This window comes from Streptomyces sp. NPDC048353 (genome assembly GCF_055587165.1).
The window spans coordinates 588,884-609,966 of record NZ_JBVJGU010000002.1 but is presented as its reverse complement, the minus strand read 5'-3'; the positions used below and the strand labels follow the sequence as shown (position 1 = coordinate 609,966).

The 21,083-nt window shown below is 72.1% G+C and carries 19 protein-coding genes; 4 read left to right on the top strand and 15 right to left on the bottom strand.

Features of this window, described 5'->3' with window-relative positions; all coding sequences use genetic code 11:
* Positions 1 to 62: 62 nt before the first annotated feature.
* Positions 63 to 428, bottom strand: coding sequence for a hypothetical protein (locus tag ACZ6RC_RS08185; RefSeq protein ID WP_391139557.1), 366 nt, complete (start codon positions 426 to 428; stop codon positions 63 to 65).
* Between the two features lie 162 nt (positions 429 to 590).
* Complete coding sequence (locus tag ACZ6RC_RS08180; RefSeq protein ID WP_391139558.1) at positions 591 to 1,745, bottom strand: adenosine deaminase; 1,155 nt, start codon at positions 1,743 to 1,745, stop codon at positions 591 to 593.
* Positions 1,746 to 1,874: 129 nt separating this feature from the next.
* Here ACZ6RC_RS08180 and ACZ6RC_RS08175 point away from each other — a divergent pair, with 129 nt between their 5' ends.
* Complete coding sequence (locus ACZ6RC_RS08175; RefSeq protein ID WP_453613184.1) at positions 1,875 to 2,642, top strand: alpha/beta hydrolase; 768 nt, start codon at positions 1,875 to 1,877, stop codon at positions 2,640 to 2,642.
* 94 nt (positions 2,643 to 2,736) lie between these two features.
* On the opposite strand, the gene ACZ6RC_RS08170 is transcribed toward ACZ6RC_RS08175, so the two are convergent.
* Positions 2,737 to 3,708, bottom strand: a complete 972-nt coding sequence (locus ACZ6RC_RS08170) for a LysR family transcriptional regulator (RefSeq protein ID WP_453613181.1) — start codon at positions 3,706 to 3,708, stop codon at positions 2,737 to 2,739.
* 62 nt (positions 3,709 to 3,770) lie between these two features.
* Between ACZ6RC_RS08170 and ACZ6RC_RS08165 the strand changes: the two genes are divergently transcribed.
* The 3 genes from ACZ6RC_RS08165 (at position 3,771) to ACZ6RC_RS08155 (ending at position 6,877) form a co-directional block, all read left to right on the top strand.
* Positions 3,771 to 5,045: an MFS transporter gene (locus tag ACZ6RC_RS08165; RefSeq protein ID WP_469580037.1), complete on the top strand. Its 1,275-nt coding sequence runs from the start codon at positions 3,771 to 3,773 to the stop codon at positions 5,043 to 5,045.
* A gap of 77 nt (positions 5,046 to 5,122) precedes the next feature.
* Positions 5,123 to 5,818, top strand: coding sequence for a L,D-transpeptidase family protein (locus tag ACZ6RC_RS08160; RefSeq protein ID WP_391139562.1), 696 nt, complete (start codon positions 5,123 to 5,125; stop codon positions 5,816 to 5,818).
* Between the two features lie 81 nt (positions 5,819 to 5,899).
* Complete coding sequence (locus tag ACZ6RC_RS08155) at positions 5,900 to 6,877, top strand: sigma-70 family RNA polymerase sigma factor (RefSeq protein ID WP_469580035.1); 978 nt, start codon at positions 5,900 to 5,902, stop codon at positions 6,875 to 6,877.
* Positions 6,878 to 6,893: 16 nt separating this feature from the next.
* On the opposite strand, the gene ACZ6RC_RS08150 is transcribed toward ACZ6RC_RS08155, so the two are convergent.
* From ACZ6RC_RS08150 to ACZ6RC_RS08095, 12 genes are all read right to left on the bottom strand, one after another.
* On the bottom strand, positions 6,894 to 7,163 hold the full coding sequence (locus ACZ6RC_RS08150; protein ID WP_391139564.1) for an STAS domain-containing protein: 270 nt from the start codon (positions 7,161 to 7,163) through the stop codon (positions 6,894 to 6,896).
* Positions 7,164 to 7,353: 190 nt separating this feature from the next.
* Complete coding sequence (locus ACZ6RC_RS08145; RefSeq protein ID WP_469580033.1) at positions 7,354 to 8,631, bottom strand: thymidine phosphorylase; 1,278 nt, start codon at positions 8,629 to 8,631, stop codon at positions 7,354 to 7,356.
* A gap of 82 nt (positions 8,632 to 8,713) precedes the next feature.
* Positions 8,714 to 9,121 (bottom strand): cytidine deaminase, encoded by a 408-nt coding sequence (locus ACZ6RC_RS08140; protein ID WP_391139567.1) that lies wholly within the window; start codon positions 9,119 to 9,121, stop codon positions 8,714 to 8,716.
* A complete protein-coding gene (locus ACZ6RC_RS08135) occupies positions 9,118 to 10,407 on the bottom strand; it encodes an ABC transporter permease (protein WP_453613171.1) in 1,290 nt (429 codons plus the stop codon). Before ACZ6RC_RS08135 ends, ACZ6RC_RS08140 begins: the two co-directional genes overlap by 4 nt.
* Positions 10,404 to 11,516, bottom strand: a complete 1,113-nt coding sequence (locus ACZ6RC_RS08130; protein ID WP_391139569.1) for an ABC transporter permease — start codon at positions 11,514 to 11,516, stop codon at positions 10,404 to 10,406. The genes ACZ6RC_RS08135 and ACZ6RC_RS08130 overlap by 4 nt, the downstream gene beginning before the upstream one ends.
* Positions 11,513 to 13,117, bottom strand: a complete 1,605-nt coding sequence (locus ACZ6RC_RS08125) for an ABC transporter ATP-binding protein (protein WP_391139692.1) — start codon at positions 13,115 to 13,117, stop codon at positions 11,513 to 11,515. Before ACZ6RC_RS08125 ends, ACZ6RC_RS08130 begins: the two co-directional genes overlap by 4 nt.
* Positions 13,118 to 13,312: 195 nt before the next feature.
* Positions 13,313 to 14,353, bottom strand: a complete 1,041-nt coding sequence (locus ACZ6RC_RS08120; protein WP_391139570.1) for a BMP family lipoprotein — start codon at positions 14,351 to 14,353, stop codon at positions 13,313 to 13,315.
* Between the two features lie 364 nt (positions 14,354 to 14,717).
* Positions 14,718 to 15,926 (bottom strand): amidohydrolase, encoded by a 1,209-nt coding sequence (locus tag ACZ6RC_RS08115; protein ID WP_469580810.1) that lies wholly within the window; start codon positions 15,924 to 15,926, stop codon positions 14,718 to 14,720.
* Between the two features lie 128 nt (positions 15,927 to 16,054).
* A complete protein-coding gene (locus ACZ6RC_RS08110; protein WP_469580030.1) occupies positions 16,055 to 17,233 on the bottom strand; it encodes a hypothetical protein in 1,179 nt (392 codons plus the stop codon).
* Positions 17,230 to 18,129, bottom strand: a complete 900-nt coding sequence (locus ACZ6RC_RS08105) for an N-acetylneuraminate synthase family protein (RefSeq protein ID WP_391139572.1) — start codon at positions 18,127 to 18,129, stop codon at positions 17,230 to 17,232. The genes ACZ6RC_RS08110 and ACZ6RC_RS08105 overlap by 4 nt, the downstream gene beginning before the upstream one ends.
* A 14-nt stretch (positions 18,130 to 18,143) precedes the next feature.
* A complete protein-coding gene (locus tag ACZ6RC_RS08100) occupies positions 18,144 to 19,670 on the bottom strand; it encodes a cytidylyltransferase domain-containing protein (RefSeq protein ID WP_469580028.1) in 1,527 nt (508 codons plus the stop codon).
* Positions 19,670 to 20,992, bottom strand: coding sequence for a DUF6716 putative glycosyltransferase (locus ACZ6RC_RS08095; RefSeq protein ID WP_469580027.1), 1,323 nt, complete (start codon positions 20,990 to 20,992; stop codon positions 19,670 to 19,672). Before ACZ6RC_RS08095 ends, ACZ6RC_RS08100 begins: the two co-directional genes overlap by 1 nt.
* Positions 20,993 to 21,083 lie beyond the last annotated feature (91 nt).

Sequence of the window (21,083 nt, the reverse complement as noted above, 5' to 3'; positions counted from 1 at the left end):
CGAACGCCGATGGGGCGCCCTCCCGGTGCGGGTGGGCGCCCCATCGGCGCGTACGGCGTGGATCAGCCGAGGGGGAGGCCGTTGAGCGGCAGGCCGCCGAGGAGGCCGGTGACCGCGCTGCCGCCGAGCGCGCTGGTCACACCGTCGACCGGGACGCTCTTGGTGGCCTGGTCGGCGGTGGCGGGGAGGGTCTTGACGCCCTGGTCGACGCCGGTGCCCAGGGCGCCCTGGGCGCCGGTGAGGGACTCGGTCGCGCCGTCGGGGAGCTCGGTGAGGCCGTCGCCCAGCGGCACGGTCTGGGTGACCAGGCCGAGCGCGTCGGGGACGGCGGGCGCGGCCGGGGCTGCGGTGGCCGTGCCGGCGGCGGCAGCGGCGAAAGCGGCACCGAGAGCGGCGACACCGAGCTTCTTGGCGGCAGACTGCTTCATCAGAAAATCATCCTCTGAGGATCTTTGAGCTGCGGGAAAGCAGGAATTCGGGGAATGCAGGGCGGCTTTGCAAACTAGCCAGCAATGGACGCTCCCGCAAACACCGAAAAGCGGCCGGGTGCGTGTCTCCCGGCCGCTTCAAGCCTTTTTTCCCGCCGCCCGTCAGTCGCTCTGGCGGGAAGAGTCGCTGGTGGTGACGGTCTGCTGGAACAGCCATTCGGACTTCAGCTCGGCATAACCCGGCTTGATCACGTCGTTGATCATCGCCAGCCGTTCATCGAAAGGAATGAACGCTGATTTCATCGCATTGACCGTGAACCACGCCATGTCGTCGAGCGTATAAGCGAACGCATCGATCAGCAGCTCGAATTCCCGGCTCATGCTCGTGCCGCTCATCAGCCGGTTGTCGGTGTTGACCGTGGTCCGGAAGTGGAGCTTGCGGAGCAGGCCGATCGGGTGCTCGGCGATGGAGGCGGCCGCGCCGGTCTGCAGATTGGAGGTCGGGCACATCTCCAGCGGGATCCGCTTGTCGCGGACGTACGCGGCGAGGCGGCCGAGGGTCACCGAGCCGTCGTCGGACACCTCGATGTCGTCGATGATGCGGACGCCGTGGCCCAGCCGGTCGGCGCCGCACCACTGCAGCGCCTGCCAGATGGACGGCAGGCCGAAGGCCTCGCCGGCGTGGATGGTGAAGTGGTTGTTCTCCCGCTTCAGGTACTCGAAGGCGTCGAGGTGGCGGGTGGGCGGGAAGCCGGCCTCGGCGCCCGCGATGTCGAAGCCGACGACGCCGGCGTCGCGGTAGCGGTTGGCCAGTTCGGCGATCTCCAGGGCGCGGGCCGCATGCCGCATGGCGGTCAGCAGGGCGCCGACGCGGATGCGGTGGCCGTCGGCCCGCGCTTGGCGCTCGCCCTCGCGGAAGCCTTCGTTGACGGCCTCGACGACCTCTTCGAGGGTGAGTCCGGCTTCCAGGTGCTGCTCGGGGGCGTACCGCACCTCGGCGTAGACGACTCCGTCTTCGGCGAGGTCCACCGCGCACTCCGCGGCGACGCGCACGAGCGCCTCGCGGGTCTGCATGACGGCGCAGGTGTGCGCGAAGGTCTCCAGATAGCGCTCCAGCGAACCGGAGTCGGCGGCCTCGCGGAACCAGATGCCGAGCTTGTCGGGCTCGTTCTCGGGCAGGCCGTCATAGCCCTGGGCGGCGGCGAGTTCGATGATCGTGCCGGGGCGCAGTCCACCGTCGAGGTGGTCGTGCAGGAGCACCTTCGGGGCCCGGCGGATCTGTTCCTTGGTGGGCAGGTTGGGGGTCTGGCTCGTCATTGCGGCACTCTAGCGCCTACGCGCGTAGAGCGCGCCCTGTCCGGTCGCCTGTCGACGCGTTCCCGTCGATACGTAACAGTGACCGCGCGTACGGCTGGCGTACACGTCGACTTCTGAGACTGTTCTGCCATGGCGCACTCCGCACTCGTAGGGACTGCCGACGGCCGGACACCCCGGCTCGGGCGGCCGGTCGGCGCATCGCACCCCCTCCCGGCGGTGGGCGGTGTGGTCCTGCTGCTGCCCGACGGGGAGGTGGCGTCCGGGCGGCGCGCCTCGCTCCGCACGCACCTGGCGGCGCTGCCGCTGGGGCGGCGGCTGGCCGCCGCGGGGCGCGAGGAGGGCCTGGTGGCGCACGTGGTGCGTTACCGGGGGCGGGGCTGGAACGGCACGGACGGACAGCTGGCCGCCGACGCGACCTGGGCGGTGTCGGAGGCGGTACGGCGCTACGGCGACGTCCCGGTCTGCCTGGCCGGCCACGGCATGGGCGCCCGGGCGGCGCTGCGGGCGGCCGGGCACACGGCGGTCGACTGCGTCCTGGCCCTCGCGCCCTGGCTGCCGGAGGACGACGTGGCGGCGGAGCCGGAGCCGGTGCGGCAACTGGTGGGGCGCCGGGTGCTCGTGGTGCACGGGACCAACGACGCGCGGACGGATCCGGAGCTGTCGTACCGGCTCGCCGAGCGGGCGAAGAAGTCCAACCGCGACACCTGCCGCTTCGAGGTCCACTCGGACGGTCACGCGCTGCGCCAGTACGGTGCCGAAGTCCGCGCGCTGGCCTGCGACTTCGTCCTCGGATCGCTCTTCTCCCGCCCGTACGCCCGGCCGCTGGCCGACGCGATGGCCGCACCACCGCCGCTGGGGCTGCGCATGCCGCTGGCGGCCGGCTTCGGAGGCTCGTGAGCCGCGGAGCACGTTCCGGGCTCCGCCCGGCGGTCACACGGCCGACGGCGCCGGCCCGGGGCTCCGGGCTCCGCCGGGCGGTCACACCGGCCCGTCACTCCGGGAGCGACCGGCCTTCCGGCAGCAGGTGACCCCGCTTGCTCAGCAGGAACTTCTTGAAGGCGGCCACCGGCGCGGTGTCCGGGTGGCCGTCGAGCCAGGCGACGCCGATTTCGCGGACGGCGCGCGGGGCGGTGACGGTGAGCTCGACGACGCCCGGTCGGGCGACCGCCGGCGGGGGCAGCAGGGCGACGCCGAGGCCGGCAGCGACCAGACCGCGCAGGGTCTCGGCCTCCTCCCCCTCGAAGGCGACCCGGGGCGTGAACCCGGCCTCGGCGCACAGGTCGTCGGTGATGCGGCGCAGGCCGTAACCGGGCTCCAGGGTCACGAAGGTCTCGTCGGCGGCCTCCGCGAGGCGCACGCGCTTGCGGGAGGCCAGCCGGTGGTCGTCGGGGACCACCAGGCGCAGGCGCTGCTCGTCGATCCGCCGGGCGACCAGGTCGGGCGCGTCCGGGACCGGGGAGGTCAGGCACAGGTCGAGCTCGCCCGCCCGCAGGCGTTCGATCATCGCCTCGCCGTAGTTCTGCACCAGCGTGAAGCGGACCTTGGGGTGGTCGACCCGGAAGGCCCGGATCAGCCCCGGCACCGTCTCCGAGCCCATCGTGTGCAGGAAGCCGAAGGCGACGCGCCCCGCGGTGGGGTCGGCGTCCGCCCGTACGGAGTCCGCCGCCCGCTCCACCTCCGCGAGCGCCCGTTCCGCCGAGGCGAGGAAGGTCCGGCCCGCCGGGGTCAGCGAGACCGTGCGGCCCTTGCGGGCGAACAGCGCGACCCCGAGGTCCCCTTCGAGCCGGACCATCGCCCGGGAGAGCGTCGACTGGGGCACCCCCATCTCGGCCGCCGCCCTGGTCACATGCTCGTGCCGGGCCACCGCCGCGAAGTACGCGAGCCGGGGCGCGAGCAGCAGCCCCATGTCTTCTTCGTAACTACTCGGTGACAGCCGACCCTGTGACCTGTACTCATGCGCCATGGGAACGATTACAGCAGTTCCATGCATTGGACGCATCAAGCGGATCGCCCTACGTTCGAGGTATGCCTTCCGCCAGTACCAAGGCGGCCGCCACCAGCACGGCCGCCGACACCCGCCTCGCCCCCGGTGCCCCCGGCTACCGCCGCATGAGCTTCGCCCTCTTCGCCGCCGGACTCGCCGCCTTCGCCCTCCTCTACTCCACCCAGGCCCTCCTCCCCGCGATCTCCGCCGAGTTCGGGGCCACCGCCTCCGCGGCCTCCTGGACGGTCTCCGCCGCCACCGGCGCGCTCGCCCTGCTCGTCCTGCCGATGAGCGCCCTCTCCGAGCGGTTCGGGCGGCGCACGCTGATGACCGCCTCGCTCGCGGTCGCGGTGGCCGTCGGACTGCTCGTCCCCTTCGCCCCGAACCTGGAGTGGCTGATCGCGCTGCGCGCCGTCCAGGGCGCGGCCCTCGCGGGCCTGCCGGCCTCGGCGATGGCGTTCCTGGCCGAGGAGGTCCGGCCGAAGGCGCTGATCGCGGCGATCGGCCTGTTCGTCGCGGGTAACTCCATCGGCGGGATGAGCGGCCGGATCGTCACCGGCTGGGTGGCCCAGATGTGGGGCTGGCGCGCGGGACTGCTCGCGGTCGGTCTGACGGCGGCGGTGTGCGCGGTCGCGTTCCGCCTGCTGCTCCCCCGGGCCCGGCACTTCACCCCCGGATCGCTGAACCCCCGCACTCTGGCCCGGACGGTCCGCACCCACCTCTCCGACCCGCTGCTGATGCGGCTGTACGCGATCGGCGCCCTGTTCATGACGGTGTTCGGCGCGGTCTACACCGTCATCGGCTACCGCCTGGTCGAGGCCCCCTTCTCGCTCCCGCAGGGCGTGATCGGCTCCATCTTCCTGGTCTACCTCGTCGGGACGGTCTCCTCGGCCGCGGCCGGCAAGCTGGTGGCCCGCACGGGTCGGCGCGGCGCGCTCTACCTCGCGGTCGGCACGACGGCGGCCGGGCTGCTGCTGTCGCTGTCCTCCTCGCTCGGCGCCGTCCTGCTCGGCCTGGTCCTGATCACCGCCGGCTTCTTCGCCGGACACGCGGTCGCCTCCTCCTCGGTGAGCCGGACGGCCACCACGGGCCGCGCGCAGGCCTCGGCGCTCTACCAGTCGGCGTACTACATCGGCAGCAGCGTGGGCGGCGCGCTCGGCGCCGTCGCCTTCCACGCCGGCGGCTGGTCCGGCACGGTCCTGCTCGGTCTGGTCGCGGTCCTCGGCGTCGTGTCGATCACCCTCTACGGCAGCCACAGCGCGCGGGTCTCGGCCCGGGCGGAGGCGCGCCGCTTCCAGGTCCGCACGGCCGCCTGAATCGACGCCGTTCCCGTACAACCGCCACGGCTTTCCGTTCGTCCTACGGCATAGGAAACGAAGGGGGAGTGGTGATCATGGGAGCCATACGCAAGCGGGCCGGGATCGTCCTCGGCATCACCTCGATGGTGGTGCCGTTGACGGTCGCCCTCGGAGCCGCACCGGCTCAGGCGGCGTCGTGCGGCGCGACGACGGGGCCGTACCAGAAGCAGGTCGAGCAGTTCCTCGGCCGCCCGGTGGACGGCCGCCAGTCGCGCGCGGACTGTCTGGCCATCCAGGGGTTCCAGCGCAAGCACGGCATCACGCCGACGCAGGGCTACGCGGGCCCGCTGACCTGGCAGACGATGTACACGATGTACACGCAGAAGTGGGCCGGCACCACTCCGAACAAGGCCGGGAAGTGCCCCACCAACCGCGGCCGGATCGCCTGTGTGGACCTGACCCGCCAGCTGAGCTGGATCCAGGACGGCGCGCGGCTGAAGTACGGCCCGGTGCCGGTGCGGACCGGCAGGAACGGCGCCGAGACCCGGACCGGCTCCAAGAAGGTCTACTGGCGCAACATCAACCACTGGTCGACGCTCTACGACGTCTCCATGCCGTACGCGCAGTTCTTCGACGGCGGCCAGGCCTTCCACTCCGTCACCAAGTCGATGTGGAACCCGCCGGGCTCGGCGGGCTGCGTCAACATGCGTCCGGCCGACGCGAAGGCGTACTGGAACCTGCTCAGGAACGGCGACGACGTGTTCGTCTACGGACGCAAGCCGGGAACCTGACCCCCGCTGTCGGTGCGCTGCGGTAACTTCCCCTCACCGGTATCGCGTTGGTACCGGTGAGGGGCGAGTGGGGTGGACCCGATGAGCGATACCGCGACGACCGACGACCTGGACTCCCGACTGGAGAAGTACCGCACCGAGCTGACCGGCTACTGCTACCGGATGCTCGGCTCGGCCTTCGAGGCCGAGGACGCCGTGCAGGACACGATGGTCCGCGCCTGGCGGTCCATCGACTCCTTCGAGGGGCGCTCGTCGCTGCGCTCCTGGCTCTACCGCATCGCGACCAACGTCTGCCTGGACTCGCTCAACGCGGGCAACAAGCGGGCCAGGCCGATGGATCTGACGGCGGCCACGCCGGTCGCCCAGGCGCAGCTGACCGCGCGGCCCGAGATCACCTGGCTGGAGCCGGTGCCGGACGGGCGGGTGCTGCCTTCGGTCGCCGACCCGGCGGACACGGCGGTCTCCCGCGAGACCGTGCGGCTCGCGTTCGTCGCCGCCCTGCAGCACCTGCCGCCGAAGCAGCGGGCGGTCCTCATCCTGCGCGAGGTGCTGGCCTGGAAGGCGAGCGAGGTCGCCGAGCTGCTGTCCACCACGGTCGCGTCGGTCAACAGCGCGCTCCAGCGGGCGCGGGCCACGCTCGCGGAGCACGAGCCGGGCGCCTCGGACCCGGCGAACCCGCTCGACGATGAGCAGAAGGAGCTGCTGGAGCGCTATGTCGCCGCCTTCGAGGGGTACGACATGAAGGCGCTCACCGCGCTCCTGCACGAGGACGCGACTATGTCCATGCCGCCGTACGACCTGTGGCTGCGGGGTCACGACGACATCGTGGGCTGGATGCTGGGCGTCGGCGAGGTCTGCGCGGGCTCGAAGCTGGTGCCGACCGTGGCGAACGGCTCGCCGGCCTTCGCGCAGTACCACCCGGACCCGGAGGGCGGATACAGCCCGTGGGCGCTGATCGTCCTCGACATCCGCGACGGCAAGGTCGGCGGGATGGACTTCTTCCTGGACACCAAGCGGTGGTTCCCGCTCTTCGACATGCCGGAGCGGCTGGAGGCGTAGGAAGCGCGCGACCGGTTCAGACGAGGTCGGCGAGGCCGACCAGGCCGAGGAGGAGCCGCAGCTCGGGTCCGGTGCCCCGGAAGACGAGCCGGTGGCCGTGACGTCCCGCGGTGAGCCGCAGCCGGGCCAGCGCGTCGACGGCGGCGAGGTCGGCGTGCGCGAGCGCGCCGACCTCGCAGCGGACGTCCGTGGGCGGCGCCGCTTCGAGCACGGCGCACAGCCGCGCCACCTCGTCCGGGGTGGGCCGGGCGGCGAGGGTCAGAACGAGCGGTCGACTGGTGTCCACATCAGAGAGACCCCCGCCGCGGCCGGAACTCATCGGAGGGCCGGGGGGCGTCGTGCCGAGGGCCGGATCCGCCGCGACCCGGGGGCGCGGCGCGTCACCGTTCGCGGAGCGCCGTACGGGACCGGTGGGGGTCCACCGGTCCCGTAGCGCCCGGCCACGTCGTCGGCGCGGCGCTGGAGCGATCAGACGGTCAGGCGATGCGGTCCAGGACGATCGGGTTCGGGGTGAAGGACGTGCCCGCCGTCGCGATGTCCCAGGCCGTGTCGAGGGACTTCAGGGCGTAGTCGAACTTCTCCGGGGTGTCCGTGTGCAGGGTCAGCAGCGGCTGGCCCGCCGTCACCGGGTCGCCGGGCTTGGCGTGGAGTTCGACGCCCGCCCCCGCCTGGACCGGGTCCTCCTTGCGGGCGCGGCCGGCGCCCAGGCGCCAGGCGGCGATGCCGATGTCGTAGGCGTCGAGGCGGGTCAGGACGCCCGAGGACGGGGCGGTGACGACGTGCTGCTCGCGGGCGACCGGGAGGGTCGCGTCCGGGTCGCCGCCCTGGGCCGCGATCATGCGGCGCCAGACGTCCATCGCCGAGCCGTCGGCCAGCGCCCGCGCCGGGTCCGCGTCCTTGATCCCGGCCGCGTCGAGCATCTCGCGGGCCAGCGCGACCGTCAGCTCGACGACGTCCGCCGGGCCGCCGCCGGCCAGGACCTCGACCGACTCGCGGACCTCCAGGGCGTTGCCGGCGGTGAGGCCGAGCGGGGTGGACATGTCGGTGAGGAGGGCGACCGTCTTCACCCCGCTGTCGGTGCCGAGGCCGACCATGGTGTGCGCCAGCTCCTGCGCGTCCGCGAGGTTCTTCATGAAGGCGCCCGAGCCGACCTTGACGTCCAGGACGAGCGAGCCGGTGCCCTCGGCGATCTTCTTGGACATGATGGAGCTCGCGATCAGCGGGATCGCCTCGACCGTTCCGGTGACGTCACGGAGCGCGTAGAGCTTCTTGTCCGCCGGGGCGAGGCCGTCGCCCGCCGCGCAGATCACCGCGCCGGTGGTGTCCAGGACGTGCAGCATCTCCTCGTTGGAGAGCAGCGCACGCCAGCCCGGGATCGACTCCAGCTTGTCCAGGGTGCCGCCGGTGTGGCCGAGTCCGCGGCCCGAGAGCTGCGGCACGGCGGCGCCGCAGGCGGCGACGAGCGGCGCCAGCGGGAGGGTGATCTTGTCGCCGACCCCGCCGGTGGAGTGCTTGTCGGAGGTGGGGCGCGAGAGGGACGAGAAGTTCATGCGCTCGCCGCTCGCGATCATCGCGGCCGTCCAGCGGGCGATCTCGCCGCGGTTCATGCCGTTGAGCAGGATGGCCATGGCGAGGGCCGACATCTGCTCGTCGGCGACCTCGCCGCGGGTGTAGGCGTCGATGACCCAGTCGATCTGCTCCGGGCTCAGCTCGCCCTTGTCCCGCTTGGTGCGGATGACCGAGATGACGTCCATGAAGTGCCTCTTTCTACGCGCATAGAGGAGTGGGAAAGGGAGAGCGGCCCTCCCATCGTGCCGGAAGGGCCGCTCGGATGTCCTACGGGGCCAGGTGGCCGGGCCCGAAGGCCTGCGGAAGCATCTCCGCGAGCGTCAGCCGTCCGGCCGGAGTCTCCAGTACCAGCTCGGCGCCGCCGAACTCGTACAGCAGCTGACGGCACCGGCCGCACGGCACCAGGGCCTCGCCGCGGCCGTCGACGCACACGAAGTGCGTCAGCCGGCCGCCGCCGGTCGCCTGGAGCTGCGAGACGAGGCCGCACTCGGCGCACAGGCCGAGGCCGAACGAGGCGTTCTCGACGTTGCAGCCGAAGACCACCCGGCCGTCGTCGACGAGCGCGGCGGCTCCGACCGGGTAGCCCGAGTACGGCGCGTACGCGTGGGCCATGGCCTCGCGCGCCGCCTTCCGCAGGGTCTCCCAGTCGGCCTCCGACACGGCCGTGGGGGTCACTTGCCCTGCCCCTTGCGGTACCGCATGCCGTCCGCCTTGGGCATCCGCAGCCGCTGTGCGGAGAGCGAGAGCACCAGCAGGGTCACGACGTACGGCGTGGCGCTGACGAACTCGACGGGAACGGTGTCCGTGCCGAGGTACCAGACCAGCACGCCGGCGCCGATGACGGCGCTGATGGCCGCGGTGATCCAACGCTGCTTGTACGCCTTCCAGACCGCGATGCCCACGAGGATCGCGACGAGCAGCAGGAGCAGCGCGTGGACGGTCTGGCCGCCGCTGCGCAGCTGGAGCGCGTCGGCGAAGCCGAACAGGCCGGCGCCCATAGCGAGACCGCCCGGCCGCCAGTTGCCGAAGATCATCGCGGCGAGGCCGATGTAGCCACGGCCGCCGGTCTGGCCCTCGTTGTAGATGTGCGAGGTGACCAGCGACAGGAACGCGCCGCCGAGACCGGCGAGTCCGCCGGAGACGACCACGGCGATGTACTTGTACTTGTAGACGTTGACGCCGAGGGACTCGGCGGCGATCGGGTTCTCACCGCAGGAGCGCAGCCGGAGACCGAACGGGGTCTTCCACAGGACGAAGAACGAGCCGATCACCAGCAGCACGGCGAGGATCGTGACCAGCGAGAGGTTGGTGACCAGGCCGCCGAGGATGCCGGCGAGGTCGGAGACGAAGAACCAGTGGTGCTTCTCGATGTCGGCGAGCCAGTCGGAGAGCCCCGGCACGGTGACCGAGGTGATGTCCTCGGCGGGCGGGGACTGCTTGGGGCTGCCGCCGCGGGCCGCGGCCTCGCCGCTGTTGAACCAGAGCTTGGCGAAGTAGGTGGTGATGCCGAGCGCCAGGATGTTGATCGCGATGCCGGAGATGATGTGGTCGACGCCGAAGGTGACGGTGGCGACCGCGTGCAGCAGACCGCCGAACATGCCGCCGACGATGCCGGCGAGGACACCGATCCAGGGGTCGGTCTGCCAGCCGGCCCAGGCACCGAAGAAGGTGCCGAGGATCAGCATGCCCTCGAGGCCGATGTTGACCACGCCCGCGCGCTCGGACCACAGGCCGCCGAGGCCCGCGAGGCCGATCGGCACGGCAAGGGAGAGGGCCGCGCTGATCTGGCCGGCCGAGGTGAGGTCCTGCGCCCCGGTGATGGCGCGGACGGCGGAGAGGGCGAGGAGCCCGCCCGCGACGATCAGCAGGATCACGGGGAGGGAGAGGCGGGTGCGGCCGCCCTTGCCGCCGGCCACCTTGGGGGCCGCGGGCGGCGGGGTGGAAGTCGCCGTGGCGCTCACGCCGACACCTCCGTCTTGTCGTTGGATCGGGCCTGGGCCGCGAGCTTCTCGCCGACCTGGCGCTGCTGGCGCTTGAGGCCGTAGCGGCGCACGACCTCGTAGGCGATGACGACGCAGAGGACGATGACGCCCTGCATGACGCCGACGATCTCCTTGTCGTAGCCCTCGAACTCGAGCTTTCCGCTGCCGCGCTCCAGGAAGCCCCAGAGGATCGCGCCGAGCGCGATGCCGATGGGGTGGTTGCGGCCGAGGAGGGCGATGGCGATACCGGTGAAGCCGATGCCGACCGGGAAGCCTCCGCCGTACTCGTACGAGTCGTTGAGCAGGGTCGGCATGCCGATCAGGCCGGCCATGGCGCCGGAGATCAGCATGGAGGTGACGACCATCTTCTTCACGTTCACACCGCTGGCCGCGGCCGCGGTGTCGGACTGGCCGACCGTGCGCAGGTCGAAGCCGAAGCGGGTGCGGGAGAGCGTGAACCAGTACCCGACGCCGGCGATGACGGCGATCACCAGGAAGCCCCAGATCGGCTCCGGCGTGGTCGGGAACTCGAAGAAGCGCGAGGACTCCGGGAGCGGCGAGGTCGCGACCTCGGTGCCCGCCGCGTCCAGGTGGCCGAGGCGGCCGGGCTGGAGGAGGTAGCCGATGATCGCGGTCGCGATGAAGTTCAGCATGATCGTCGCGACGACCTCGCTGACGCCCCGGGTGGTCTTCAGGACACCCGCGATGCCCGCCCACATGGCGCCGACGATCATCGCGGTGATGATGATCAGCGGGATCTGCACGATGCCGGGCAGCGTCAGCGCGCCGCCGACGGCGGCGGCGAAGAACGCGGCGAGGCGGTACTGGCCGTCGACACCGATGTTGAACAGGTTCATGCGGAAGCCGATGGCCACCGCGAGACCCGCCAGGTAGTACGTCGTCGCCTTGTTGATGATGTAGACCTGGCTGTCCGACTTCACGCCGTACTCGAACATGATGCCGAAGGCGCTGAACGGCTCCTTGCCGGTCGCGGCCAGGACCAGGGCGGTGATCAGGAAGGCCGCGACCACCGCGAGGAGCGGTGCCGCGAGGCCCAGGAGCAGCCGCTCCTTGTCGATCTTCTTCATCGGGCCTCGTCCTCCGGGCCGTCGGTGGCCTCGGGGCTGCCGCCCTCGGGGCCTTCGTGCTCAAGGTGACCGGAGGCGGCACCGGTCATGGCCGAGCCCAGCTCCTCCGGCGTGATGGTGGCCGGGTCCGCGTCGGCGACCAGACGGCCGCGGTACATGACGCGCAGGGTGTCGGAGAGGCCGATCAGCTCGTCCAGGTCGGCGGAGATCAGCAGCACCGCAAGGCCCTCGCGCCGCGCCTCGCGGATCTGGTCCCAGATCTGCGCCTGCGCGCCGACGTCCACGCCCCGGGTGGGGTGCGCGGCGATCAGCAGCTTGGGGTCGTGGCTCATCTCGCGGCCGACGATCAGCTTCTGCTGGTTGCCGCCGGAGAGGGAGGCCGCGGTGACGTCGATACCGGGGGTACGGACGTCGTAGTCGCGGACGATCCGCTCGGTGTCCCGGCGGGCGGCCTTCAGGTCGAGGATGACGCCCTTGGAGTTGGGCTTCTCGGTGACGTGACCGAGGATGCGGTTCTCCCAGAGGGGGGCCTCCAGGAGCAGACCGTGCCGGTGGCGGTCCTCGGGGATGCAGCCGATGCCGTCCTCGCGCCGCTTGCGGGTCGGCGCGGTGGAGATGTCGGCCCCGTCCAGGGTCAGCACACCCCGGTCGAGCTGGCGCATGCCCATGATCGCGTCGACGAGTTCGGACTGGCCGTTGCCCTCGACACCGGCGATGCCGAGCACCTCACCCTTGTGGATGGTGAAGGTGATGCCGTCCAGGACCGCGCGGACGACGCCGTCGGGGTCGACGGCGCTCAGCGACAGGCCCTCGACCGTCAGCATCGGGATGTCCGTCACCGTCGACTCGCGGGTCTCCGGGGAGGGCAGCTCCGTGCCGACCATCAGCTCCGCGAGCTGCTTGGGCGTGGTGGAGGCCGGGTCGGCGGTGCCGACCGTGGTGCCGCGGCGGATGACGGTGATGTCGTCCGCGACGGAGAGGACCTCGCCCAGCTTGTGGGAGATGAAGATGACGGTGAGGCCCTCGGCCTTGAGTTCGCGCAGGTTGTCGAAGAGCGCGTCGACCTCCTGCGGGACCAGGACGGCGGTCGGCTCGTCGAGGATCAGCGTGCGGGCGCCGCGGTACAGCACCTTGAGGATCTCCACGCGCTGGCGGTCGGCCACGCCCAGGTCCTCGACGAGGACGTCGGGGCGGATGCCGAGGCCGTACGCGTCGGAGATCTCCTTGATCTTCGCGCGCGCCTTGTCGCCGATGCCGTGCAGCTTCTCGGAGCCGAGGACGACGTTCTCGAGGACGGTGAGGTTGTCCGCGAGCATGAAGTGCTGGTGGACCATGCCGACGCCGCGGGCGATGGCATCACCGGGGTTGCCGAACGTCACCTGCTCGCCGTCGATCGCGATGGTCCCCTCGTCCGGCTTCTGCATGCCGTAGAGGATCTTCATCAGGGTCGACTTGCCCGCTCCGTTCTCGCCCACGAGGGCGTGCACGGTGCCGCGGCGCACGGTGATGTCGATGTCGTGGTTGGCCACGACGCCGGGGAAACGCTTGGTGATGCCGCGGAGTTCTACGGCGTGGGGACTGCTGGAGCTGGAGGCTTTGATGGCGCACTCTCCTAGGCAGGGAGCGTGAGGAGGACGAGGCAGGGACGCAGGCGCTGTCGGTGGCGAAAAATACCGCGTGGGGCGGAAGCTACGCGCGTAGCGTTCGCGAAAATGTTCAACTGCCGGTGGGCATACGTGTGAAGGGGGCCCGGAGTGTCGGCCGACGCCGCAGTCCGGGCCCCCCTCCGACGAACGTCAGAGGGTCGTGGCGACCTTGATCTGGCCGTCGACGATCTTCTTCTTGGCCGCGTCGAGCTGGGCCTGGACGTCCTTGAGGTGGTCGCCCGTGGTGGTCAGGGAGACGCCGTTCTCGGCCAGGGAGTACATGTGCTCACCGGTCAGCGGCTTGCCGTCCTTGACGGACTTGATCAGGTCGAAGACGCCGGTGTCGACGTTCTTGACGACCGAGGTCATGATCGAGCCGGCGTACTTGGCCAGGGCCGGGTCCTTGGCCTGGTCCGAGTCGACGCCGATCGCCCAGGTGCCCGGCTTGGCGGAGACGGCCTCGATGGCGCCGGCGCCCGAGCCGCCCGCGGCGGCGAAGATGACGTCGATGCCCTTGTCGAGCATGCCCTTGGCGGCGGCCTTGCCCTTGTCCGGGGCGCCGAAGCCGGAGAGGTCCGTACCGGTGGACAGGTACTGGATCTGGACGCTGGCGCCCGGCTTGGTGTCCTTGACGCCCTGCTGGAAGCCGGCGGCGAACTTCTTGATCAGCGGGAGGTCGACGCCACCGATGAAGCCGATCTTGCCGTCCTTGGACTTCAGCGCGGCGGCGACACCGGCGAGGTACGAGCCCTGCTCCTCGGTGAAGACGATCGAGTCGACGTTCTTCTTGTCCGAGACGGAGTCGATGAGGCCGAAGGTGGTCTTCGGGAACTTGGCCGCGACCGCGTCGATCGCGTCCTTGTAGGCGAAGCCGACACCGATGACCGGGTTGTAGCCGCCCTCGGCCAGCGAGGCGAGGCGCTGCTCACGGTCGGCCGGGGTCTCACCGTTCTTGGCGGTGAGCTCCTTGGTCTCGACGCCCAGGTCGGCCTTGGCCTTGTCGAGACCGCGCGCGGCGGAGTCGTTGAAGGAGTTGTCGCCACGGCCGCCGACGTCGTAGGCCATACCGACCTTGATGGTGCCCGAGTCGGAGCCCGTGTCCTCGGTGGAGGACTCTCCGCAGGCGGTGGCAGTGAGTGCGAGAGCCGCGGTGACAGCACACGCGGCGGTGATCTTGGATACCCGGCGCACGAGGAGGTCCCTTCAAGACTGACCGAAAGCGCCTCTTGCGGCGCTGGTTTCGCGGCGATCGTAACGCGCGTAGATGTCTGGTAAACCCCTGTTCATCAGTCGTTACCAGATCGAAGCGCAGGCCTGTCGGCGGCAGTCGGGGCCCGTCGGCAGCGCTCGGGGCCCGTCGGACGACGCCCGGCGGGCCGTACGCCCCACCGACAGACCCTCACCCGGGCAGTCTCCCACCGGAGCCGCGGTCTCTCCACCGCACGGGGCCTCGGCGCGCCGCCGGGGGCCGGGGCGCCGCGAGGGCGGGTTCGGCCCGGGGGCCGGCGCGCCAGGGGCCGGCGGCGGGGTCAGGGCTGCGGGGGGCCGGGTGGGGTCAGGGCTGCGGGGTGTCGTTCAGGAGGGCGGCGGCGGTGAAGAGTTCGACGCCGACCTCGATGGCGGTCTCGTCCACGTCGAAGTCGCCGGCGTGCAGGTCGCGGCGGGTGGTGTCGCCGGGGACGCGGACGCCGAGGCGGGCCATGGCGCCGGGGACCTGTTCGAGGTACCAGGAGAAGTCCTCGCCGCCGAGGCTCTGCTCGGTGTCCTCGATGGCGTGCGGTCCGCGGCGGGCGGTCATGGCGTCGGCGATGAGGTCGGCGACGTCCGGGTCGTTGACGACGGGCGGGACGCCGCGGACGTAGCTGATGGTCGACTTGGCGCGGTGGAGGGTGGCGACCTCGTCGACGGCGGCGTGCACGAGGTCGGGGGCGTCGCGCCAGGTGTGCAGGTCGAGGCAGCGGACGGTGCCGGAGAGCGCGGCGTTCTGCGGGATGACGTTGCAGGCGTGGCCGGATTCGATGCGGCCCCAGGTGACCGAGAGTCCGGAGCGGGCGTCCACGCGGCGGGCGAGGACGGCCGGGACGTCGGTGGCGACGCGGGCGACGGCGGTGATCAGGTCGGTGGTCATGTGGGGGCGGGCGGTGTGACCGCCGGGGCCGTCGAGGGTGATTTCCAGCCGGTCGCAGGCGGAGGTGATGGGGCCGTGGCGCAGACCGATCCGGCCGGCGTCGACCTTCGGGTCGCAGTGCACGGCGATGATGCGGCCGACTCCGCGCAGGACTCCGGCCTCGATGGCGTCGGCGGCGCCGCCGGGCAGCACCTCCTCGGCGGGCTGGAAGATCAGCCGGACCGCGTTGGGCAGGAGACCCTCGCGGTCGAGTTCGGCGAGGACGAGTCCGGCGCCGAGGACGGTGGTGGTGTGGACGTCGTGGCCGCAGGCGTGGGCGCGGTTGGGCACGGTGGAGCGGTACGGGACGGTCTTGACGTCCGGGATCGGCAGCGCGTCGAGGTCGGCGCGGATGGCCAGCATGGGGCGTACCCCGTCCCAGGTGCCGATGTCGCAGACGAGCCCGGTGCCCGCCGGGAGGACTCTCGGCGCGAGGCCGGCCGCCTCCAGGCGGCCCTTCAGGGCCGCGGTCGTACGGAACTCCTGGTTGCCGAGCTCGGGGTGCATGTGCAGGTCGCGGCGGAAGGCGATCAGTTCTTCGCGCAGCGACGCGGACAGCGTTCCGGGCAGGGCGACGGAGCCGGGCTCACGGGACATCAACTGGTTCACCTTTTGAAGGGTAGGCCCCCCGAGTGGTCAACTGCCCGATGATCACGAAAACTTCAACCCGTTAGGGGAAAGAAAACCGGCTGACGAGGCGTGACGACCACCCCTTGTGGGTAAGCTCACCCGAATTCGAGCCGTTCGACGGCCGGGGTGGCGCGGGCGGCGGTGAGCCGGTCGACCTCGTGGGCCGCGGTGCCCGCGACGCCCGCCAGGAAGCCCTGGGCCCGGGGTGAGACGTGCTCGCTCAGCCACTCGGGCGCGATCTCGCAGACGGCGACCTTGACCCCGGTGCCGTGCAGGGCCAGCGGCAGGGTGTGGACGACGGTGGACGGGAAGCTCACCACCGTGCGGCCGATGGGTCCGCGCCGGGCGATCACCTCCAGGGGCAGGTCGGGGCGGACGATCTCCAGACCGGTCTCCACGGCGATCCGGTGCAGTTTCTCGGTGCTCTCGCGGCGGTGGGCGAAGTAGCGGGTCGCACCGTGGGCGCGGGCGAGGTCGGCGACGGCCTGCGTGTACCGGCCGGCGTCGACGACGCCCGTCTCGACGAGCGAGGTCCCTACAAGGTCGGCGCCCCGAGTGAGGCGGGGCGGGCCGAAGCGGGCGCGGGTCCAGGCGAAGGTGTGCGGGGTGACCGTGGTGCCCGGTGGCGGGTCGACCGGGAGCGAGGTGAAGATCTCCACCGTGCGGCGGCGGGTGGGGGCGAGCCGGCGCCGGGCGAGGGCGGTGACGGGTGCGAGGACCAGTTCGCGGGGGCCGCGGCTGCCCTTGCGGTGCCAGCGGACCAGGCGTTCGCCGCGGGCGAGCTGGGCGGCGAACTCCATCGTGGCGGTGCCGTCGTCGACGACGGTGAGCCGGCGGGGGCCGAACAGGGTGAGCAGGAGCTGGACGTAGCGGGAGAAGGGGTCCCCGACGATCACCCGGTCCGCCGTCCGCAGCAGCGGGGCCAGGTCCCGCAGCGTACGGACGAGGGACCCGCGGCCGCCCCGGGCCTCCTGCCAGCGGACGTGGAACCCCTCGTCACGGGCGAGCTGCGCCATCCGGCGCAGCTGGCCGCGTGACATGGGGTCGGTCGGGGACAGCACCACGATGGTGAGCCCCGGGGCGGCCGCCTCAGGCCGCGGGGCGGGGGCCTGCGCGCGGGGGCGGGTGCGCTGGGAGGGGAGGGCGGGGAGGGCGGCGGACCGGCCCCCGGGGGCGGCGGCGCCCGGCTCCGGGGTGGACGCCGCCGCGTGGGCCCATTCCAGGACGTTCAGGAGCTGGACCGGGCTCTCGACGAACGCCAGCTGCCCGGTCATGCGGCGACGAGCCCCTGGACCCGGCGGAGCTTCTTCATCGGGCCCAGCTCCGACTCGTAGACCTTCTTGACGCCGTCGCCGAGCGCGGTCTCGATGGTGCGGATGTCGCGGACCAGCCGCTGGAGGCCCTGCGGCTCCACGGAGGCGGCCTGGTCGGAGCCCCACATCGCGCGGTCGAGGGTGATGTGCCGCTCGACGAAGGCGGCGCCGAGCGCGACGGCGGCCAGCGTGGTCTGCAGGCCGGTCTCGTGGCCGGAGTAGCCGATCGGGACGTTGGGGTACTCCTCCTTGAGGGTGTTGATCACCCGCAGGTTCAGCTCCTCGGCCTTGGCCGGGTACGTCGACGTGGCGTGGCAGAGCAGGATGTTGTCGCTGCCGAGGACCTCGACGGCGTGCCGGATCTGCTTCGGGGTGGACATGCCGGTCGAGAGGATGACCGTACGGCCGGTGGCACGCAGGGCGCGGAGCAGCTCGTCGTCCGTGAGGGAGGCGGAGGCGACCTTGTGGGCCGGGACGTCGAACTTCTCCAGGAAGGCGACGGCCTCGGTGTCCCACGGGGAGGCGAACCAGTCGATGCCGCGCTTCCTGCAGTGCTCGTCGATGGCGCGGTACTCGTCCTCGCCGAACTCCACGCGGTGGCGGTAGTCGATGTACGTCATGCGGCCCCAGGGGGTGTCGCGCTCGATGTCCCACTGGTCGCGCGGGGTGCAGATCTCCGGGGTGCGCTTCTGGAACTTCACGGCGTCGCAGCCCGCGTCGGCGGCGGCGTCGATGAGCGCGAAGGCGTTGTTCAGGTCGCCGTTGTGGTTGATGCCGATCTCGCCCGTGACGTAGACGGGGTGGCCGGGGCCGGCGGTCTTGCTGCCGAAGGTGCGGATGCGGGTGTCGGTGCTCATGGTTCGTGTGTTCCTTACAGGTCGGGGGTGTGGAGCTCGGGTCCGAGGAGCCAGCCCGCGATCTCGCGGACGGCTCCGGAGCCACCGGGGGTGACGGTGACCGCACGGGCGGCGGCCCGTACGGAGTCGTGGGCGCTGCTCACCGCGACGGGCCAGCCGACGAGGTGGAAGCAGGGCAGGTCGTTGACGTCGTTGCCCGCGTAGAGGACGCGTCGGGGGTCGATCCCCTGTTCCTCGCACCACTGCTTGAGGGCGAGGTCCTTGCGCTCGATGCCGTGCAGGACGGGGATCCGGAGCTTGCGGGCGCGGGCGGCGACGACGGGGTTCACCTCGGAGGAGAGGATCAGGATCGGGACGCCGGTGCGGCGCAGGGCGGCGATGCCGAGGCCGTCGCCGCGGTGCACGGAGACGAACTCCCGTCCGTCGGCGTCGATGTGGACGCGGTCGTCGGTCTGGGTGCCGTCGAAGTCGAGGACGATCGCGTCGACGTCGTCGATCCGGGGCGTGGTGGGGATGTCGAGGAGCGGCGCGAGGGCGCGGGCGCGGGCCAGGTCGTGCGGATCGTCGATCTCCAGGACCCGGGAGGGGTCGGTGACGACGAGCGCGGTGTGGCCGAAGAAACGGTGCCGGTGGGTACGGAAGCCCGCGGCGTCCATGGCGTAGACGGCGCCGGTCTCCAGGTACTCGGGCTCGCGGTCCTGGCGCCGGGGGCGGTGGGCCTTGTCGTGATTGACGCCGGTCCCGCCGCCCACGGATTCCGCCGTGCCGGTGGTGCCTCCGGTTCCTGCGGGGCCGGTGGTGCCCAGGGTCCCGTTGGTGCTCGCGGAGGCGGTGCCCGTGGCGGAGGCGCCGACGGTGCTCGCGGTCGCCGCTGCCCGGCGCCAGAGGAAGCCGTGGCTGGGGGCGACGGTGAGGGCCGTGTCGGCGCCGCCGGTGGCGATCTCCTCGACGGTGCCGTTGACGTCCGCCGGGGTGAGGAAGGGGCTGGTGCACTGGACGAGCAGGACCGTGTCGACGCGCCGGCCGGTGGTGGCCTCGAAGGCGTCCATCGCGTGCAGGACCGCCGACTCGCTGGTGGCGGTGTCGCCGGAGAGCGACGGCGGGCGGTGGACCGCCTCCGCGCCGGCCGCGCGGGCCTCGGCCGCGATCGCCGGGTCGTCGGTGGAGACGACGACATGGGTGACCAGGCGGGCGCCGAGGCAGGCGCGGACCGCGCGGGCGACCAGCGGGACGCCGGCCACCGGCGCGAGGTTCTTGGCCGGGACGCCCTTCGAGCCGCCGCGGGCGGGGATCACGGCGAGGACGGTCCTGTCGCTCAGGGACGCGCCTCCCGGGGCGGTGGCCGCCGCGGTGGCCGTCGTGGATCCCGTGCGCGGGCCGACGATCACTGGCGCGGCCACGCCGGTCCCCGTGCCCACCGGGCTACTCCCGCCCGTACGCGACTGGTCGCCGATCCCCGTGCCCACCGGGCCGCTCCCGTCCGTACGCGCCTGGTCGCCGGTCCCCGTGCCCACCGGGCCGTTCGTGCTCGTCGCGGTCATCAGAGTTCTCCCAGCCTGCGGATGACGGGCGCCACGCGCTGGACGCCGTGGCGGTACGCGCCCCGCGCCGCCTCCCGGACCACCCGGCGCAGTCCGCTGTCGCGCTGCTCGGGGGCGGTCACGTCGAGGCGGTGGCGGGCGAGGATGCCGGGGAGGTAGCCGGGGGCCGTCTCCGCCGTGTAGTAGGGGGCGATCGGGGGCAGTCCGGACGGGCGGGCCAGCAGTTCGCCGACGCGGTCCCGCGCCGCGTCGAAGGCGTTCGCGTACGCGCCTCCCGCCGCGCCCGGCGCCGTGGCGGAGCCCCCGGCGGCGACGCCCTGCCGGGCCAGCCACTCCTCGTCGGGCACCGGCCGGACGTCCGCGTCGAGGCGGTCGAACGAGGTCAGCAGCCCCGAGCCGATGAAGTGGTGGTTGCCGAGCACCTCGCGGACGCCCAGGTCGCTCAGGATCGCCGTGGGGATGCGCCGGTGCAGCGCTTCGAGCGCAGCCGTCGAGGAGACGGTGACCAGCAGATCGGTGCGGTCGAGCACCTCGCCCATGTGCCCGTAAACGAGCCGGAAGTTGGGCGGCACCGCGAGTGCGCGCACCAGCCGCTGGTACGGGAGCTCCTCCAGGTGCGTCGTGTGCTCGCCGGGCTTGGAGCGCAGCTTGAGGAGGACCTCGCGCTCCGGGTGCTCGCGGGCGTAACCGACGAGCCTGCGCAGCAGGTACGTGCGCTCGGCGCGGCCGGCGGGCACGGACGGCTGGGCGGCGAAGACCAGTGTGTCGCGGCCGGGTTCGGGGGCGTAGGGGGCGCCGCCGAGGAACGGCAGGGCGGCCTCGACGACCGAGGAGGAGTCGGCGCCCACCCCTTCGTACACCGCGCGGAAACGCTCCGCGTCGTGGCGGGAGTTGGCGAGGACGACATCGGCGCCGTGGCGCAGCAGCAGCCCGTCGGCGAGCTTCTCGTACACGACGCCGACGTAGCCGGTGACGATGACCGGCCGCCGGTCGAGGGCGAGGTCCGCCAGGCCTTGAAGGACGGCGCGCACGGTGCCGCCGACGAGGGCGAGGACGACGACGTCGTACCCCTCGCCGCGGGCCGCCGCGTCCCGTACCGCGCGCAGGAACTCCGCTCCCGTCACCTCGCGCGGCGGCGTGCGGGACGCCCCGGTCTCGGCGAGTTGGCGCGCGGTGGGGGTGGCCCTGCCGCGCAGGAGGAAGCCGGTGGGTTCCACGGCGTCGGCCGTGATGCGGCGCGCGGTGAGGGCGCCCCATTTCCACCGGGTGTCGGAGTCGGCGAGTACGGCGACGCGCACCGCTTCTCTGGTACTTGCTGGCACGCCGAGGACGTTAGAGAGGCATTCCGCTTGTCGGCCCAACTGGGACACAACAAACGGTGAACAGCACCGTTACGCCTTCTGAAAACGGCCG

Excerpts from the sequence above, each read along its gene's own strand:
- ACZ6RC_RS08165 (WP_469580037.1), top strand. The coding sequence starts at position 3,771 with ATGCCTTCCGCCAGTACCAAGGCGGCCGCCACCAGCACGGCCGCCGAC.
- ACZ6RC_RS08160 (WP_391139562.1), top strand. The coding sequence starts at position 5,123 with ATGGGAGCCATACGCAAGCGGGCCGGGATCGTCCTCGGCATCACCTCG.
- ACZ6RC_RS08130 (WP_391139569.1), bottom strand. The coding sequence starts at position 11,516 with ATGAAGAAGATCGACAAGGAGCGGCTGCTCCTGGGCCTCGCGGCACCG.
- ACZ6RC_RS08100 (WP_469580028.1), bottom strand. The coding sequence starts at position 19,670 with ATGACCGCGACGAGCACGAACGGCCCGGTGGGCACGGGGACCGGCGAC.
- ACZ6RC_RS08185 (WP_391139557.1), bottom strand. The coding sequence starts at position 428 with ATGAAGCAGTCTGCCGCCAAGAAGCTCGGTGTCGCCGCTCTCGGTGCC.
- ACZ6RC_RS08175 (WP_453613184.1), top strand. The coding sequence starts at position 1,875 with ATGGCGCACTCCGCACTCGTAGGGACTGCCGACGGCCGGACACCCCGG.
- ACZ6RC_RS08105 (WP_391139572.1), bottom strand. The coding sequence starts at position 18,129 with ATGAGCACCGACACCCGCATCCGCACCTTCGGCAGCAAGACCGCCGGC.
- ACZ6RC_RS08180 (WP_391139558.1), bottom strand. The coding sequence starts at position 1,745 with ATGACGAGCCAGACCCCCAACCTGCCCACCAAGGAACAGATCCGCCGG.
- ACZ6RC_RS08110 (WP_469580030.1), bottom strand. The coding sequence starts at position 17,233 with ATGACCGGGCAGCTGGCGTTCGTCGAGAGCCCGGTCCAGCTCCTGAAC.
- ACZ6RC_RS08170 (WP_453613181.1), bottom strand. The coding sequence starts at position 3,708 with ATGGCGCATGAGTACAGGTCACAGGGTCGGCTGTCACCGAGTAGTTAC.
- ACZ6RC_RS08155 (WP_469580035.1), top strand. The coding sequence starts at position 5,900 with ATGAGCGATACCGCGACGACCGACGACCTGGACTCCCGACTGGAGAAG.
- ACZ6RC_RS08145 (WP_469580033.1), bottom strand. The coding sequence starts at position 8,631 with ATGGACGTCATCTCGGTCATCCGCACCAAGCGGGACAAGGGCGAGCTG.
- ACZ6RC_RS08115 (WP_469580810.1), bottom strand. The coding sequence starts at position 15,926 with ATGTCCCGTGAGCCCGGCTCCGTCGCCCTGCCCGGAACGCTGTCCGCG.